Genomic DNA, 16429 nt, shown 5'->3' on the forward strand with positions numbered 1-16429 from the left:
GCTGGATCAGATGTCCTTGATCGAACCCTTGGGCATTACGGTGGCCACGGCCTGACGCTGGACGTTGACCACGACACCTTCGGAGACTTCCACCTTGATGAAGTTTTCGGTCACCTGGGTGATCTTGCCCACCAGGCCGCCGTTGGTGACGATCTCGTCACCCTTGTTCAGGCCGTCCACCATGGACTTGTGTTCCTTGGCGCGCTTGCTCTGGGGACGGATGATGAGGAAATACATGATCGCAAAGAAGATCACGATCATGATCAGGAATTCGATGAAACCACCGCCGGCGGGCTGCCCGGTCTGGGCGTAGGCGTCGGAAATGAAGAAGCTCATGGGCGGGACTCCTTGAATTGAATGGATAATTGACACGGTTCAGGATGTTTGAAGGCCGACATTATGTCACAGACTGTGGGGTTTGCGCGCGCCGCTCATGGAAGGCGCAGGCCCAGTCCTCCAGGGTGCCGGCGGCAATGGCCTGACGCATCTCCCGCATCAGTGTCTGGTAGTAGTGCAGGTTATGGAGGGTGGCCAGACGGCTGGCCAGGATCTCGTTGCACTTGTCCAGGTGTTTCAGATAGGCCCGGGAATAGTGACGACAGGTATAGCAGTCACATTCCGGATCGATGGGCAGGGTGTCGTCCCGGAAACGGGCATTGCGAATCCGCATCACGCCCTGATGGGTATAGAGAAAGCCGTTGCGGGCATTGCGGGTGGGGATGACACAGTCGAACATGTCCACACCCCGACGCACCGCCTCGACGATATCCTCCGGCTTGCCCACCCCCATCAGATAGCGGGGCCGATCCACCGGCATCAGCGGGGTGAGCCCGTCCAGTACCCGGTTACGTTCCGCCTCCGGCTCACCCACCGATAGCCCGCCGATGGCATAGCCGTCAAAACCGATCTCCACCAGCCCTTCCAGGGAACGGCGCCGCAGTTGCGCGTACATGCCGCCCTGGACGATGCCGAACAGGGCCGACGGATTGTCGCCGTGGGCGATCCGGGAACGGGCCGCCCAGCGCAGGGACAATTCCATAGAATGGCGGGCCTGGTCCTCGGTGGCAGGATAGGGCGTGCACTCATCGAAGATCATGACGATGTCCGAACCCAGCGCCCGCTGGACTTCCATGGAGCGCTCGGGGGTGAGCAGGATCTTCGAGCCGTCCACCGGCGAGGCAAAACGCACCCCTTCTTCCGTGATCTTGCGCAGCTTGGCCAGGGAAAACACCTGGAACCCGCCGGAATCCGTCAGGATCGGCCGCTCCCAGTGCATGAAGTCGTGCAGGTCCCCGTGGGCCCGGATCACCTCGGTACCGGGCCGGAGCATGAGATGGAAGGTGTTGCCCAGGATGATCTGGGCACCCAGGCCCTCCAGCTCCTCCGGGGTCATGGCCTTAACCGTGCCGTAGGTGCCCACGGGCATGAAGGCCGGTGTATCCACCACGCCACGGTCGAAGATCAGGCGCCCGCGGCGCGCGGCCCCGTCCCGGGCCATCAATTCAAACTGCATGTATCAAAGTTCCGTTGGTTCGAGGGGCCGGCGGGTCATGAACATGGCGTCGCCGTAACTGAAAAACCGGTAACGCTCGCGCACCGCGTGCCGGTAGGCCGCGAGCACCTGATCCCGGCCGGCAAAGGCGCTCACCAGCATCAGCAGGGTGGATTCGGGCAGATGGAAATTGGTCACCAGGGCGTCCACCACCCGAAAATCGTAACCGGGCACGATAAACAAACGGGTATCTCCCTCGAACGGGGCCAGAGCGCCCCCCCTGGCGGCGCTCTCCAGACTGCGCACGCTGGTGGTGCCCACCGCCACCACTCGACCGCCTCGGGCCTTGCAGGCCGCCACCTGGTCACAGGTCCGCGCCGATACCTGCACCCATTCGGCGTGCATGACGTGCTCACGGATATCCTGCACCCGTACCGGCTGGAAAGTACCCGCCCCCACATGCAGGGTCACGGAAGCCGTTTCGACCCCTCGGGCGCGGATCCGTTCCAGCAGGGTTTCATCGAAATGCAGACCGGCCGTGGGTGCGGCCACGGCGCCGGGGCTGCGGGCAAACACGGTCTGGTAGCGCCGGCGATCGTCGCTGGTGTCGGGACGGTCGATATAAGGCGGCAACGGCATGTGACCATGTCGCTCCAGCACCTCCAGCACGGGATCGGTGAAGCGCAGCCGGAACAGGTCACCTTCCCGGCCCAGCACCTGGGCTTCCGCCGCCTCTTCCAGCCACAGCCAGACCCCGGCTCCGGGAGATTTGCTGGCGCGCAGATGGGCCAGCACCTGATGCCGATCCTCCAGGCGCTCTACCAACACCTCCACCCGCCCGCCGGAGTCGCGTTTGCAGCCGTGCAGGCGCGCGGGGATGACGCGGGTGTCATTGAACACCAGCAGGTCGCCCGGCCGCAGCAGGTCCGGCAGATCCCGGACGCAGCGGTCCGCCAGGGTGCCGGAGGGACCATCCAGGCGCAGCAGCCGGGAAGCGCTCCGCTCCGGCAACGGCGCCTGGGCAATCAGCTCGGGAGGAAGATCGAAGGTGAAATCACTGACTTGCATGGCGCGCGATGGTATCAGGAACCGTGGAGAGGGGCCATCGACATGACGGGGACCCGATCGGTCAGCACCAAAATATTATTGGCGCTGACCATGCCTGGTCGTTATAATGCTCAATCCCCACCTTGCCGGGATGGCGGAACTGGTAGACGCGCCGGACTCAAAATCCGGTTCTGGAAACAGAGTGCGAGTTCGATTCTCGCTCCCGGCACCATGAAAAACCCAAAGGTCTGCGTGGCAGCACGGTGTCTGACAACAGGACGCCCATGTCACCTCCGGCCTTTCAAGCGGCCACCGCCACGAGGAGCGCGGATGTCCGCTTCATCACGACATCCATCCCTATCCGCTTTTCGCGTTTCGCAGGTATCCCCTTGAATCAAGTACAGACCAATCCGGCCGATTTCCGTGCCCTGGGCCTCATTGAACCCGTTCTGACCGCCCTGAACGAGGCCGGTTACGAAGTCCCCACCCCCATCCAGGCCCAGAGCATCCCGCCGCTGATCGCCGGGCAGGACCTGTTGGGCCAGGCCCAGACCGGCACCGGCAAGACCGCGGCCTTCGCCCTGCCCCTGCTCTCCCGCCTGGACCTGAGCCGCAAGGACACCCAGATCCTGGTGCTGGCCCCCACCCGCGAGTTGGCCATCCAGGTGGCCGAGGCCTTCCAGACCTACGCCCGACATCTGCCTGACTTTCATGTCATGCCCATCTACGGCGGCCAGGCCTACAGCGTTCAGCTGCGCCAGCTGCGCCGGGGCGCCCAAGTGGTGGTAGGAACGCCGGGCCGGGTCATGGACCACATGCGCCGGGGCACCCTGAACGTGGAAGGACTGACCGCTCTGGTCCTGGACGAGGCCGACGAGATGTTGCGCATGGGCTTCATCGACGACGTAGAGTGGGTGCTGGAACAGACCCCGGAGAGCTGCCAGCTGGCCCTGTTCTCCGCCACCATGCCCGACGTGATCCGCCGCGTGGCGCGCAAGCATCTGAAGTCGCCCCAGGAAGTGCGTATCGCCGCCGCCACCACCACCGCCAACACCATTCGCCAGCGTTACTGGCGGGTCAGCGGTCTGCACAAGCTGGATGCCCTCACCCGCCTGCTGGAGCATGAGGACTTCGAGGCCATGCTGGTATTCGTGCGCACCAAGACCGAGACGGTGGAAATCGCCGAAAAGCTCACCGCCCGCGGCTATGCCGCCGAGGCCCTGAACGGGGACATCCCCCAGAAACTGCGGGAACGCACCGTGGACCGCCTCAAGCGGGCCCAGGTGGACATCGTGGTGGCCACGGACGTGGCTGCCCGGGGGCTTGACGTGGACCGTATCAGCCACGTGGTCAATTACGACATTCCCCATGATACCGAGTCCTACGTTCACCGTATCGGCCGTACCGGCCGTGCCGGTCGCAAGGGTGAAGCCATCCTGTTCGTGGCACCCCGGGAACAGCGCATGCTGCAGGCCATCGAACGGGCCACCCGTCAGCCCATCGAACCCATGCACATGCCCTCTGCCCGGGATGTGAACGAGCGTCGCATCGACCGTTTCAAGCAGACCATCACCGACACCCTGGTGGGTGAGGACCTGTCCTTCTTCCAGAACCTGGTGACCGAATACGTCCAGGAACACGATGCCGACCCCCAGGAAATCGCTGCCGCCCTGGCCCATATGGCCCAGGGTGATTCTCCCTTACTGCTGGATGAGCGATCAGCCCCCGCCGCGCCCCGTGCCATCGAACGCGAACGTGAGCAGGGCGGCCACAGAGATCGGGATGCCGCACCGCGTCGCGCCCCCAGGGGCGCCCGCGGCGGGGAAGACACCGGCATGCAGAGCTATCGGGTCAATGTGGGCCAAGTCCACGGCCTCAAGCCCGGCAACCTGGTAGGCGCCATCGCCAACGAGGCGGGACTGGACAACCAGCACATCGGCCGCATCAACATCGGGCCGGAGTGCTCCACCGTGGATCTGCCGGCCGACCTGCCCCGGGAACTGCTTCAGCACCTGAAACAGGTCTGGGTATGTGGACAGCGCCTGAACCTGGCACCGGCCGATGGCCGTGAAGAACTCGGCGGTTCCGGCGGCGGTTTCCGTGACCGTCGCGGCCCCGGCGGCCCCGGCGGCAAGCCGCCCCGCAGCGCCGGTCCGAGAAAGCCTGCCGGGCGCGCTGGCAAACCCGGCATGGACCGCCCCGGCAAGCCACGGCGCCGCGGCATGTAAACACCGCGTCCGGCCCTCGCCGAACTGACCAAAGCCCGGTTCCGCCTGATCAGCGGACCGGGCTTTTTTATTGTCCGCGCTCATCAATGAGGTTTGCGTTGCCGATAGAAAAAAACTTGTTGCAGTTTTCCACACAAGGTTTATAAGGCGACGTAAATCACAGCAACCGTGGAGACACGACAGCATGGCAAGGGCCCCCGAATCCCTTCTGGCGGATGATGAGGATGACAGCGTTGACTGGAAGGAATCCGACAGTTCCACGCGCCTTTCGGCGCGTCGCTCCCTGGAACTACTCCTGGAGCGCAGGGCCCTGAAGCGTCAGTTGGAGGATGCCTTCGACGAGAACGGCTCGGGTCTGAATGACCTGGACTGGTAGGCAGGATGTGCTGGAGGACGGTGTCTCATTCCTGCCCTGGGAATCCCTCCGGCGCCATCTGCAATACCAGGGAGACCCGGCGGTTCTGTGCCCGGCCCTGGAGGGTGTCGTTGTCCGAAACCGGCTTTGTGTCGGCAAATCCTGATGCCTGAAGGCGCTCAGGCGCCACACCTTCACTGATCAGATGACGTACCACCACCGTGGCCCGGGCCACGGACAGCTCCCAGTTGGAGGGGAAGCGCTCCGTGGCGATGGGCACGTTATCCGTATGTCCTTCCACGGTCACCCGTGCCACTTCAGGGCCGAAGATGGGGGCCAGACGGCTGAGCAGTGCCACGCCCTCCCCCAGCAACTCCGCCCGGCCACTGGCAAACAGGATGCCTTCGCGCATCCTAAGCTCCACCTGACCCGGCGTGGTCAGCACGTCCACATCCTCCAGGCCGCCGCTCTCGGCCAGGGACTCGGTCAGATCCCGGGCCAGCCGCTCGGCCTTGCCGGGGGATGGGGCCGGAGGGATGGCTTCCACAATCGGGGGGACGATGGTTTCCTGGCGGGGATAACCCAGTTCCACCGCCAGGGAGTCCACCAGTTTGAGCTGGCTGTCCGCATCCACGGTGGTATAGGCCAGCAGGATCACGAACAGCACCAGCACCAGGGTCAGCAGATCCACATAGATGAGCAGCCAAGCCTGGTCATCATCCCGATCCACCGCCGGTTCCCCATGGGAGCCCCGCGACCAGGGCGGTGGAAAATGCGGGGCGGCCTCCAGTTCATCCTGCAACAGCTGCTTGCGCAGATCCTGATCCTCGCTACCGCCGCGTTTTCCGGCCGGATCAGCGGGAGCGGGGGGCACCGGCCTTTGGGGAGGCAGGGTCACGGTGTTCCTCCTTCATCCTCAAGTCGTCCTGATGATGCGCCATGAAGGACTTGAGGGTTTCCCGGATATAGGCCGGTGAACGTCCCTTGCGCATCAGCGTGACCCCTTCCAGCACCATGTTCATCAGGATGATGCGCTCTTCCGTGCGTCGCTCCAGCTTGATGGCAATGGGTTTGAAAACCAGATTGGCCAGAATCAGTCCGTAGAAAGTAGTGATGAGGGCAACCCCCAGATTCACCGCAATCACGGCAAAATCGTTGGTATCGGTGGCCAGCAGCATGTTGATCAGGCCGATCAAGGTGCCCAGCATACCGAAGGCGGGGGCATACATGGCCATGGTGCGGAAGATCTGGGCTTCGGCATGTTCCCGCCGGCGCAGCTGGCTCATGCGCCATTGCAACAGATCGTTGATGTCCTCCATGGGCGTGCCGTCAATGACGAGTTGCACCCCCGTGCGCAAAAACGGGTTACGAATCCCGTCGAGCCGGTTATCCACCGCCGCCAGCTTGCCGCTGAACCAGAGCCTGGACACCTCGACGATCTCTTCCATGTCCTCACGGAAGAAATAGCGCTCATTGCGCAGTACCAGCAGAAAGACGCGGAACACCCGCACCACTTCGTGAAGGGGATAGCTCAGCAGGGTGGCGGCAATGGTGCCGCCCACCACGATGCCCAGACCAGGCAGGTTGAGAAATACCCCCAGATCCTGAGAGGTAAACGCAATCACACTGGCCAGCAGCACCACACTGCCGACCATGCCCAGCAAGGTGGAAGGGTTCATGGCGGTCAGTGTAATGCGTGGGGCCGGTGAAAGGCCAGAAGGATCATGGAGCGGCCTCCAGGAGGGCCTTGAGCCCGGCCTCATCCAGGATCGGGACCCCGAGTTTGCGCGCCTTGTCCAGCTTGGACCCGGCGGCCTCCCCCGTAATCACGGCGGTGGTCTTGCGGGAGACACTGCCGGACACCTTGGCCCCCAGCGCCCGCAGACGATCGGCCGCCTCCTCCCGGGTAAAGGCCGTCAAACTGCCGGTCAGTACGTAGGTGTGGCCGACCAGGGGCTGGTCATCGGCATTGCGGGGCGCGTGTTCCTCCCAGTGCACCCCGGCCTCCCGCAATTGCCGGATCACTTCCCGGTTATGGGGCTGTCGGAAGAAGGTGGCCACATGGGCCGCCACCTTGGGTCCCACGTCCGGGACCTCCATCAGCGCCGCCTCGTCCGCCTGCATCAGGGCGTCGAGACCGCCGAAGTGGGCCGCCAGGGCCCGTGCCGTGGCTTCGCCGACCTCGCGGATACCCAGAGCGAAGATGAAGCGATCCAGGCTGGTGTGCCGGCTGCGTTCCAGGGCACGGACGAGATTGGCCGCGGATTTCTCTCCCATGCGCTCCAGGACCGCCAGGGCGGGTGCCTGCAGGCGGTAGAGATCGTCCACGTGCTCCACCAACCCTCGCTCCACCAACTGCTCGATAAGCCTGTCACCCAGCCCTTCGATGTCCATGGCCCGGCGCGAGGCAAAATGCCGGATGGCCTCCCGCCGCTGGGCGGCGCAGTACAGCCCCCCGGAGCAGCGGGATACGGCCTCCCCTTCGGGGCGCTCGATGGCCGAACCGCAGACCGGACACTGGTCGGGCATGAGTATGGGGTAGGCGGCCGCCGGTCGGTCCTGCAACACCACGGCCACCACCTCGGGGATCACGTCACCGGCCCGGCGGACAATGACCCGGTCACCGATGCGCACATCCTTGCGCTGGATTTCATCCATGTTGTGCAGGGTGGCATTACTGACGGTGACGCCTCCCACGAACACCGGTTCCAGGCGGGCCACCGGCGTGATCGCACCGGTACGCCCCACCTGGAATTCCACCTCCCGCAGCCAGGTCATCTGCTCCTGGGCGGGATACTTGTGGGCGATGGCCCAGCGGGGGGCACGGGAGACAAAGCCCAGGGCCCGCTGCAGGTAAAACCGGTTCACTTTGTACACCACGCCGTCGATCTCGTAGGGCAGCGTGTCCCGCAGCTCACCGATGCGACGGTAATAGGCCAGACAGCCCTCCCCGCCCGTGACCACGTCCCGTTCGGGACAGACCCGCAGACCCCAGTCTGCCAGACGATCCAGGGTATCCCCGTGATTGTCGGGCATCTCCCCGTCGTCCACATGACCGACACCATAGGCAAAGAAGCTCAGGGGACGCCGAGCAGTGATCTCCGGGTCCAGCTGGCGCAGACTGCCGGCGGCGGCATTACGGGGGTTGACGAAGACCTTTTCCCCCCGTTCCCGAGCATGGGCATTGAGGGCCTCGAAGCGGGCCTTCTCCATGTAGACCTCCCCGCGGACTTCCAGGCGCCGGGGATGATTACTGCCCTGCAGACGCAGGGGAATGGCGCGGAGGGTCCGGATGTTGGCGGTGACATCCTCGCCGGTGGTGCCGTCCCCTCGGGTCGCGCCGCGCACCAGCAGACCATCTTGATAAAGCAGGCTGACCGCCAGACCGTCCAGCTTGGGTTCAACGGCGTATTCCACCAGGCTGTCGTCTTCCAGTTCCAAGCGTTCCCGCACCCGGCGGTCGAACGCCAGCACATCAACCGCCTCGAAGGCATTGTCCAGGGACAGCATGGGGAGTAGATGGATCGCTTCGGGAAAGGCCTCCAGGCGGGTTCCACCCACCCGCTGGGTGGGTGAATCCGGAGTGACGAGCGCCGGATACTCCGCCTCCAGGGCGGACAGTTCCTGCATCAGTGCATCATAGGCCGCATCCGGTATTTCCGGATCATCAAGGACGTGATAGCGGTGATCGTGGCGAGCGATCAGGGCGCGCAGACTCTGCGCCCTGTCGCGGACGGTGTCGGGAATGGACGCGGACATGAGCAAGGATGGTCCCGTTATCTTCCCGTCGATCCCAGACCGGTGCGTAGCTGCCAGCGACGGATATCCTCGCGGATATGCTCACTGCCCTGGCGGGTCAGGGCACTGCGGGAGGCATCCAGCACCTGCCCCTTGAGGCGCTCCGCCAGTCCCTCGGCGCAGTGGTACATGGCATCGAAGCTCTCCATGGCGTCGCAAGGGCCGGGCAACTGCAGGAACAGGGTGACGCCCAGCGTGGTGAATTCATCCATGAACTCCGGGTCGAAAGTACCCGGGTTGAGCATGTTGGCCAGACTGAAGACCGGTATCTGGCGCCGGCCATCCGTCACCAGGTAGTGATAGATGTTCATCTCGCCGAACTCCATCCCCTCTGCGGTCAGGGCGGCCGCCAGGTCCACCCCTAGGAAACGATCCTCAACGCCCGCCACCACATGCAGGACCACCAGCTTTTCCCTTGGCTCCGCCGATGTCCCGGGGCGCTCGGCCGGTTCCGGCGCAGCGGGAACCGCAGGCTCCATGGCCTCCATGGGTTCCACAGGTTCGATCGCAGACCTTGCCGAGACCGCCGGCCCTGCCTTTGAGGTCTCCCGGGTCGGCCGGTTCGGGCCCGAAGCCCCGCCCAATCCGGGGATCTTCGGCAACCGCCCCAGCAGGCCGGTGCCGGGCTTCCCGGCAGCCCGCGTTGTTTTCGCCGGTCGGGATTGTGCGGAGGGCGCGGCCTTCCTCACGGTCATGGCCACGGGGCGGTCACGGACCTCGTCCGCCACCAGATCACTCAGACCGTCCAGATCATCCCCCATTCGCGGCGGGTCCTCGAGGCCGTCATCAGCCCGGATGTGCACATGCTCCAGCTCATCCGGCTCCAGGTTTTCCCTGGGCAGATCACGGCGACGCCTGGGCGCCCGCATGCGGCCGGCCAAGTAGATGCCGACAAGAATCATGATTCCCAGTATCAAAAGAATCCAGCGCAACGTATCCATCTCCCGGGTCCTTCTTGGTTGTGTCTCAGGTAGTGGCCATCTGGGCGGCTTCTTCCACGTCCACGGTCACCAGACGGGAGACCCCCGGTTCCCGCATGGTCACGCCCACCAGTTGATCGGCCAGTTCCATGGTTGTCTTGTTGTGGGTGATGAAGATGAACTGTACCCGTTCCGACATCTCCCGCACCAATGCGCAGAAACGCCCCACGTTGGCCTCGTCCAGGGGGGCGTCCACCTCGTCCAGCATACAGAACGGCGCCGGGTTCAGCTCGAAGATGGCGAACACCAGGGCCACGGCCGTGAGCGCCTTCTCGCCACCAGACATGAGGTGAATGGTGGACAGACGCTTGCCCGGTGGCCGGGCCATCACCGCAATGCCGGTAGAGAGCAGGTCATCGCCGGTCATCTCCAGGTGGGCCTGCCCGCCGCCGAACAAACGGGGAAACATCTCCTGCAGGCGCCCGTTCACCCGCTCAAAGGTATCGCGAAAACGGCTCCGGGTCTCCCGATCGATACGCTGGATGGCGCTTTCCAGGGTCTCCAGGGCCTGCGTCAAATCATTATACTGGGCGTCCAGATAGGTCTGTCGCTCGCTCTGGGCCTTGTATTCATCAATGGCCGCCAGGTTGATGGGGCCCAGGCGCGCAATGCGTTGCCCCAGGGCATCCGCCTGCGCCTGCCGGTCTGCCACCGTGGCCGCCGGGTCCATCGCCGCCAACAATGAGGCGAGGGTAAAACCGGCCTCCTCCAACTGTTCCAGTACCGTCTGCCTGCGAACCTTAATCTCCTGCCAAGCCATGCGCAATTGATCCAGACGGTCGCGCAGGGTGTCCGCTTCCCGCTCGGCCCCCAGGCGATGCTGATCCTTGTCGCGCATCTCCGCCTCCAGGGCCTGGACCCGGGCGCGGGCCGCGGCCAGGGCCTGCTCCACGTCCATGCGATCATCCACCAGGGTAACCAGGGTGTCTTCCAGCTCGCCGATGGGTGCCTCAGCATCATCCAGGGCAATCTGCAGGTATTCCAGACGGGCCTGTAACTGAGCGGACTGCCCCTGCAGGCGATCCAGGGCCTGCCGAGCGGCGTCCCGTGCGGCCCGCAGGGTCTGCAGCTTCAGGGCCATCTGGTGCACTGCCTCGCGGCGGGACCGGGCCTCGCCCCGGATCATGTCCAGGTCACGGCGCAGGCCATCCCTGCCCCGCTCCAGGGAGTCCCGTTCCCGGGCCAGGGCCTCCATTCGCGTGACGGCCTCGTTGCGGCGGTGGGTGGCCTGCTGCAGGGCCTCATGCTCCTGCAGGCGCTGAGCCTGCACCTCGGTGATCTCGCCCTCCACCCGCTGCATGCGGGTCTCCACCTGCTCCAGGCGGGTGCGGCGGTTGCTGAGCTGTGCATCCAGTTCACTGGCAGCCCGGTGAGCCTGGTTCAATTCCACCTGGACCTGGTCCCGTCCGGCCTCCAGCTCGCGCAGGCCTTCACGGCCGTCCTCCAGGCCCTGCTGTCGGATCTCCAGTTCCTCCTGCAGGTCGTGCATCTCATCACGGAGCTGACGCAACTCCCGGTCTCGACCGATGAGGCCCGCATGTTCATCCCGATCCCGGGCCACCCGCAGCCAGCAACGGCCCAGCCAGATCCCATCCGGGGTGATCACGGATTCATGGGGTGCCAGGCGGGCACGCAGGACCAGGGCCGTTTCCAGATCAGGGGCGGCATGGACCGGGGTCAGCAGATCATTCAACGGTATCGGGCCACGCACCTTGGTCGATAGGCGCTCGGAGTCCGGCATGGCGTCCGTCAGATCACCACCGACGGTTTCCCAAGCCAACAGGTCCCCCTCTTCCAGGCTGTCGCAGACCTGGGCCAGCGGGTCCAGATCCGGTACACAGATGGCCTCCAGGTACTGCCCCAGCACCGTCTCCACCGCCTTTTCCCAACCCGCGGCCACATCCAGCCCCTCCCCCAGACGAGGGGCATCCGCCAGTCCTTGGGCCTTGAGCCAGCCCGTCACCGATGCGGTCTGCTTGCCCAGAGCCGCCTGCTGCAGGGCTTCCAGGGAAGCGAGACGGCCATTGAGGGACTGGATGCGGCGGCGCAGCTCGTCCACCTGGGCGTTATGGAGGCGGGCCTGTTCACGATTGTCATGGATCCGGTCACGAACTGCCTGCAGTGCCTCGTCCAGGGTTTCCACCCCGGCATGGGCCAGGACAGACTGTTCCGCCAGAACCTGGATCTCGGCGCGCAAGGCGTCCGTGGACAGGTCCTCCTGTTCCTGAGTCAGGCGCCCCAGACGGTCATCCAGGGCGCGGATCTGGCGTTCCAGCTGTTCCATCCGGGTGCGTTCCACCTGAGCCACCTGGCTGGGCTCGGCCGCCCGTCGGTTAAAGTCCTCCCAGTGACCCTGCCAGGACATCATCGCCTGCTCTGCCTGCATCAGCCGGTCACTGATCTCCTCCAATGCCTCGCTGCCCACCGCATGCTCCGGTTCCAGGGCTTCCAGATCGGTCAGCGCCGCCACCAGTCGTGCTTCGTCATCCTGGATATGGCCCCGGGCCTGGGCCAGGCTGTCGCGTACCTGGGCCAGTTCCCTGGACTGGCGTTCCCGCAGTTCCCGATGATGCTGGATGGACTGCTCGGTGCGGGAGATCTCGCTGCCCAGACGGTAGTAACGTCCCTGCACTTCGTTGAAGGTCTCGTTGGCGTCCACCAGGGCCGCCCGGTCCTGCTCCAACCCCGCCTCCTGCTGTCGCTGGCGTGCCACCGTGGCCTCCAGACGGGTTTCCTGCACCCGTAACTCCTGCCCCCGGCGTTCGGCCTCGGCCTCCAGGTCACGCAGACGCAGGGCCATCAGCTCGGCCTTCAGGCGACGCTCATCCTCCCGCCAGGCCTTATAGCGCTCGGCCACGTCCGCCTGACGCTGCAGATGCCGCAACTGCTTGTCCACCTCGTCGCGCAGGTCCTGCAGGCGTTCGAGATTCTCGCGGGTATGGCGGATGCGGGTCTCGGTTTCCCGGCGCCGTTCCTTGTACCTGGAGATGCCCGCGGCTTCTTCCAGATAAACCCGCAGCTCTTCCGGCCTGGCCTCAATGATGCGGGAGATCATCCCCTGCTCGATGATGGCGTAGCTGCGGGGACCCAGGCCGGTACCCAGGAAGATGTCGGTGATGTCCCGGCGCCGACAACGGGTGCCGTTGAGAAAATACTGGGACTGTCCATCCCTGGAAACGCGGCGCCTGATGGAGATTTCGGCGTACTGGGCGTACTGGGCATACTGACCACCCAACACCCCTTGGCTGTTGTCGAACACCAGCTCAATGGCGGCCTGTCCCACGGGCTTGCGGGTGGAGGAACCATTGAAGATGACGTCCTCCATGGAGTCGCCGCGCAGATAGCGGGCGGAGGACTCTCCCATCACCCATCGCACGGCATCGATGGTATTGGACTTGCCGCAACCGTTGGGACCCACGATGCCCACCCGATTGCTGGGCAGCAGGATGGTGGTGGGATCGACGAAGGATTTGAAGCCGGCCAGTTTGATCTTGCTCAGTCGCATCGAGAGGCGATTATTCCCAGTAGGGTAGACGGGTTCCGGCACATGGGTGCAAGGGCGTAGAATATCAGGCTGTACCAACCACTGATGACCGGATATCGAACAGCATGTCAAGCCAGCCCAGCAAGAACCTGGAAACCTTTGAAAACCCTCAGAAGGATCGGGATTATACCATTCGCATCCGGGTGCCGGAGTTTACCTGCCTCTGCCCCAAGACCGGCCAGCCGGACTTTGCCGAACTGCGACTGGAGTACGTACCCAATGAGCGCTGCGTGGAACTCAAGTCCCTGAAGATGTACGTGTGGTCATTCCGGGATGAGGGCGCCTTTCATGAGGCGGTGACCAACCGCATCCTCGGCGACCTGGTGGCGGCCACGGCGCCCCGTTTCATGCGTCTGACGGCGGAGTTCAATGTGCGCGGCGGTGTGTACACCAACGTGACGGCCGAGCACCGTGACCCTGCCTGGCAACCGCCGGTGGACGTGAAGCTGCCCTGAGCCGGTCTAAAAAAGCCATTTCCGTCTGTCAAGCCATCCCGGTTTGTTGGTCATTCCGGTTTGTTGGTCATTCCCGCGCACGCGGGAATCCAGATCCATCAGCTCAGCTACACCGTGAATACCGCCGTCATTCCCGCGAAAGCGGGAATCCAGAGGCCGACCGAAAACCCATGGACTCCCGCTTTCGCGGGAGTGACGACAGGGGGGAGTGACGACAGGAGAGGTGAGTGACGGCAGGGGAGCGGGAGTGACGACAGGGGACTTTTTCCGAATTTTCCTGTCGTCGGAATGTCCCTAGCGGAAGCGATTCTTGGCGTCCTTGAAGGCCTTCGACATGCGCTCCCAGGCCGACTCCATGCCTTCGCGCATGTGCTCCCAGGCATCCTCGCTGGATTCCTGCAGCTCGTGCATCCTTTCCCGGGCCTTGTCCCGCTGCTCCCGCATGGCCGAGAGCTGTTCCTCGTACTTGATCTTCATGTCCGCCTGGGCGGCCTTGGCCTTGGCCTCCAGCTTGTGGATCTCGGCATTCCACTCATCCAGTCTCGCCTTGAGCTTTTCGATATACGCTTCGCGTTGACTCATGGTGACCTCCTTGATTCGTTGATCGACGGCACAAGCATGGCTTCACCGTCCCACGAGTCTAGACCATCGACAGGGCGGCCGATCCGGGCCTATTTCACAGACTGCTGCAACTGGCTCTGCCAGAGTCCGGCATAGCGCCCCTGCCGGGCCAGGAGGGCATCATGGGTGCCCTGCTCCACCACCTGCCCTTGATCCAGCACAATGATGTGATCCGCATCCTGGATGGTGGAGAGCCGATGGGCAATGGCCAAGGTGGTGCGCGCCCGGGCAATCTCCTTCAAGGCGCCCATGATGGCCTGCTCCGAATGGGAATCCAGGGATGAGGTGGCCTCGTCCAGGATCAGGATGGGCGGGTCCTTGAGGATCACCCGAGCAATGGCAATGCGCTGTTTCTCGCCGCCGGAGAGCTTGAGTCCCCGCTCACCCACCACGGTGTCATAGCCTTGGGGCAGACGGGCAATGAAGTCCTCCAGATGGGCCAGACGTGCGGCGCGCCGCACGGCGGCTTCCGTGGCGCCGGGGCACCCGTAGGCGATGTTGTAGCGGATGCTGTCGTTGAACAACACCGTATCCTGGGGCACCACGCCGATGGCCGCCCGCAGGCTGTCCTGGGTCACGTCGCGGATATCCTGCCCATGGATGCAGATGCGGCCCTGATCCACGTCGTAGAACCGGAACAGCAGACGGGCCAGGGTGGACTTACCGGCGCCGCTGGCACCGACGATGGCCACCTTGTGGCCCGCAGGGATCTGGAAGCTGACCCGGTCCAGGATCCGGCGATCCGGACCGTAACCGAAACAGACATCCGCAAACCGGATCTCTCCGCCATCGGCCACCAGCGTGCCCGCCCCGGGGCGATCCACCACCTTGGGCGGCTTGTCCATGAGACCGAACAGACGCTCGATGTTGATCAGGGATTCGCGGATCTCACGGTACACAAAGCCCAGAAAATTCAGCGGGATGAACAGCTGGATCATATAGGCGTTGACCATCACCAGATCCCCCACCGTCATCTCACCGGCGGCCACCCGGGAGGCTGCCATGACCATCATCACCGTGATCCCGCCGGCGATGATCAAGGCCTGTCCGGAGTTGAGCGCCGCCAGGGACAGGCGGTTCTTCATGCGGGCCGACTCCCAGGCCTCCAGGTCCGCATCGTAGCGCCGGGCCTCGAAGGTCTCGTTACCGAAGTATTTCACCGTTTCATAGTTGAGCAGGCTGTCCACGGCCCGAGTGTTGGAGCGGTTGTCCATCTGGTTGGCCTCGCGCACGAAACGGTTGCGCCACTCGGTCACGAAGATGGAAAAGATCACGTAGATGACCACCGCTGCCACCATGGCCACGGCAAAGCCCGGGCTCAGGACCAGCATCAGGATCACCGCCACCATGGCGATTTCCAGCAGGGTGGGAATGATGTTGAAGACGGTGAAGCGCAGCAAAAAGCTGATCCCGGCAGTGCCGCGCTCGATGTCACGGGTCAGCCCGCCGGTCCGCCGGGACAGGTGAAACCCCAGATCCATCCGATGCAGGTGCTGGAACACCCGCAGCGAAAGCCGGCGCATGGCCCGCTCCGCCACCCGGGCAAAGACGGCATCCCGCAACTCGCCGAAAAACACGGAACCAAAGCGCAACAATCCATAGGCCAGCAACAGGCCCAGGGGGATGGTCACCAAGGCGGTCTCCACCGAGGGATCGAAGTGATCCACGATGTACTTAAGGACCACGGGCACCACCACATTGGCCAGCTTGGCCAGGGTGAGCAGAATCACGGCCAGGGCCACCCGGCCACGAAATTCCATCAGGTAGGGCAGCAGACTGAGCAGGATGCGCCAGTTGATGGGCTGATCGGAATAGGCGTAGTCTGAGCGGTGTCTCACATCATTTCCGGCATCGGGCGGAAACCTCCGTTATACCCAATGAGATCGATCAAGGAAATATTCCAAAATAC

The 16429-nt window shown here is 64.1% G+C and carries 13 protein-coding genes and 1 tRNA gene; 4 read left to right on the plus strand and 10 right to left on the minus strand.

What is annotated here, in order from left to right:
• Positions 1 to 6: 6 nt before the first annotated feature.
• From yajC to queA, 3 genes are all read right to left on the minus strand, one after another.
• Positions 7 to 336: a preprotein translocase subunit YajC gene (gene yajC / locus LQ952_RS03180; RefSeq protein ID WP_238621211.1), complete on the minus strand. Its 330-nt coding sequence runs from the start codon at positions 334 to 336 to the stop codon at positions 7 to 9.
• Between the two features lie 61 nt (positions 337 to 397).
• On the minus strand, positions 398 to 1513 hold the full coding sequence (gene tgt / locus LQ952_RS03185) for a tRNA guanosine(34) transglycosylase Tgt (RefSeq protein WP_238621212.1): 1116 nt from the start codon (positions 1511 to 1513) through the stop codon (positions 398 to 400).
• Between the two features lie 3 nt (positions 1514 to 1516).
• The gene (gene queA / locus LQ952_RS03190) at positions 1517 to 2560 is read right to left on the minus strand and encodes a tRNA preQ1(34) S-adenosylmethionine ribosyltransferase-isomerase QueA (RefSeq protein WP_238621213.1); all 1044 of its coding nucleotides are present in this window, start codon (positions 2558 to 2560) and stop codon (positions 1517 to 1519) included.
• Positions 2561 to 2684: 124 nt separating this feature from the next.
• Between queA and LQ952_RS03195 the strand changes: the two genes are divergently transcribed.
• The 3 genes from LQ952_RS03195 (at position 2685) to LQ952_RS03205 (ending at position 5143) form a co-directional block, all read left to right on the plus strand.
• Positions 2685 to 2771, plus strand: a tRNA-Leu gene (locus tag LQ952_RS03195).
• Between the two features lie 157 nt (positions 2772 to 2928).
• Complete coding sequence (locus LQ952_RS03200; protein WP_238621214.1) at positions 2929 to 4767, plus strand: DEAD/DEAH box helicase; 1839 nt, start codon at positions 2929 to 2931, stop codon at positions 4765 to 4767.
• A gap of 184 nt (positions 4768 to 4951) precedes the next feature.
• Positions 4952 to 5143: a PA3496 family putative envelope integrity protein gene (locus tag LQ952_RS03205; protein WP_238621215.1), complete on the plus strand. Its 192-nt coding sequence runs from the start codon at positions 4952 to 4954 to the stop codon at positions 5141 to 5143.
• A gap of 25 nt (positions 5144 to 5168) precedes the next feature.
• Here LQ952_RS03205 and LQ952_RS03210 read toward each other — a convergent pair whose 3' ends face one another.
• From LQ952_RS03210 to smc, 5 genes are read right to left on the minus strand one after another with little or no spacing between them, the layout of a single operon-like run.
• Positions 5169 to 6020, minus strand: a complete 852-nt coding sequence (locus LQ952_RS03210; RefSeq protein WP_238621216.1) for an OmpA/MotB family protein — start codon at positions 6018 to 6020, stop codon at positions 5169 to 5171.
• Entirely contained in the window at positions 5977 to 6801 is an 825-nt protein-coding gene (locus LQ952_RS03215) for a motility protein A (protein WP_238621217.1), read from the minus strand. Before LQ952_RS03215 ends, LQ952_RS03210 begins: the two co-directional genes overlap by 44 nt.
• 43 nt (positions 6802 to 6844) lie before the next feature.
• Positions 6845 to 8881, minus strand: a complete 2037-nt coding sequence (ligA, locus tag LQ952_RS03220) for an NAD-dependent DNA ligase LigA (RefSeq protein ID WP_238621218.1) — start codon at positions 8879 to 8881, stop codon at positions 6845 to 6847.
• Positions 8882 to 8898: 17 nt separating this feature from the next.
• Positions 8899 to 9861 (minus strand): cell division protein ZipA, encoded by a 963-nt coding sequence (gene zipA, locus LQ952_RS03225; protein WP_238621219.1) that lies wholly within the window; start codon positions 9859 to 9861, stop codon positions 8899 to 8901.
• A gap of 25 nt (positions 9862 to 9886) precedes the next feature.
• Entirely contained in the window at positions 9887 to 13405 is a 3519-nt protein-coding gene (gene smc, locus LQ952_RS03230; protein ID WP_238621220.1) for a chromosome segregation protein SMC, read from the minus strand.
• 104 nt (positions 13406 to 13509) lie between these two features.
• Here smc and queF point away from each other — a divergent pair, with 104 nt between their 5' ends.
• A complete protein-coding gene (gene queF / locus LQ952_RS03235) occupies positions 13510 to 13899 on the plus strand; it encodes a preQ(1) synthase (protein WP_238621221.1) in 390 nt (129 codons plus the stop codon).
• Between the two features lie 294 nt (positions 13900 to 14193).
• Here queF and LQ952_RS03240 read toward each other — a convergent pair whose 3' ends face one another.
• Positions 14194 to 14481: a sll1863 family stress response protein gene (locus LQ952_RS03240; protein ID WP_238621222.1), complete on the minus strand. Its 288-nt coding sequence runs from the start codon at positions 14479 to 14481 to the stop codon at positions 14194 to 14196.
• Positions 14482 to 14570: 89 nt separating this feature from the next.
• Complete coding sequence (locus tag LQ952_RS03245; protein WP_238621223.1) at positions 14571 to 16358, minus strand: ABCB family ABC transporter ATP-binding protein/permease; 1788 nt, start codon at positions 16356 to 16358, stop codon at positions 14571 to 14573.
• Between the last annotated feature and the right edge of the window lie 71 nt (positions 16359 to 16429).

Source organism: Ectothiorhodospira lacustris, from assembly GCF_022227785.1.
GTDB classification, from domain to species: Bacteria; Pseudomonadota; Gammaproteobacteria; order Ectothiorhodospirales; family Ectothiorhodospiraceae; genus Ectothiorhodospira; species Ectothiorhodospira lacustris.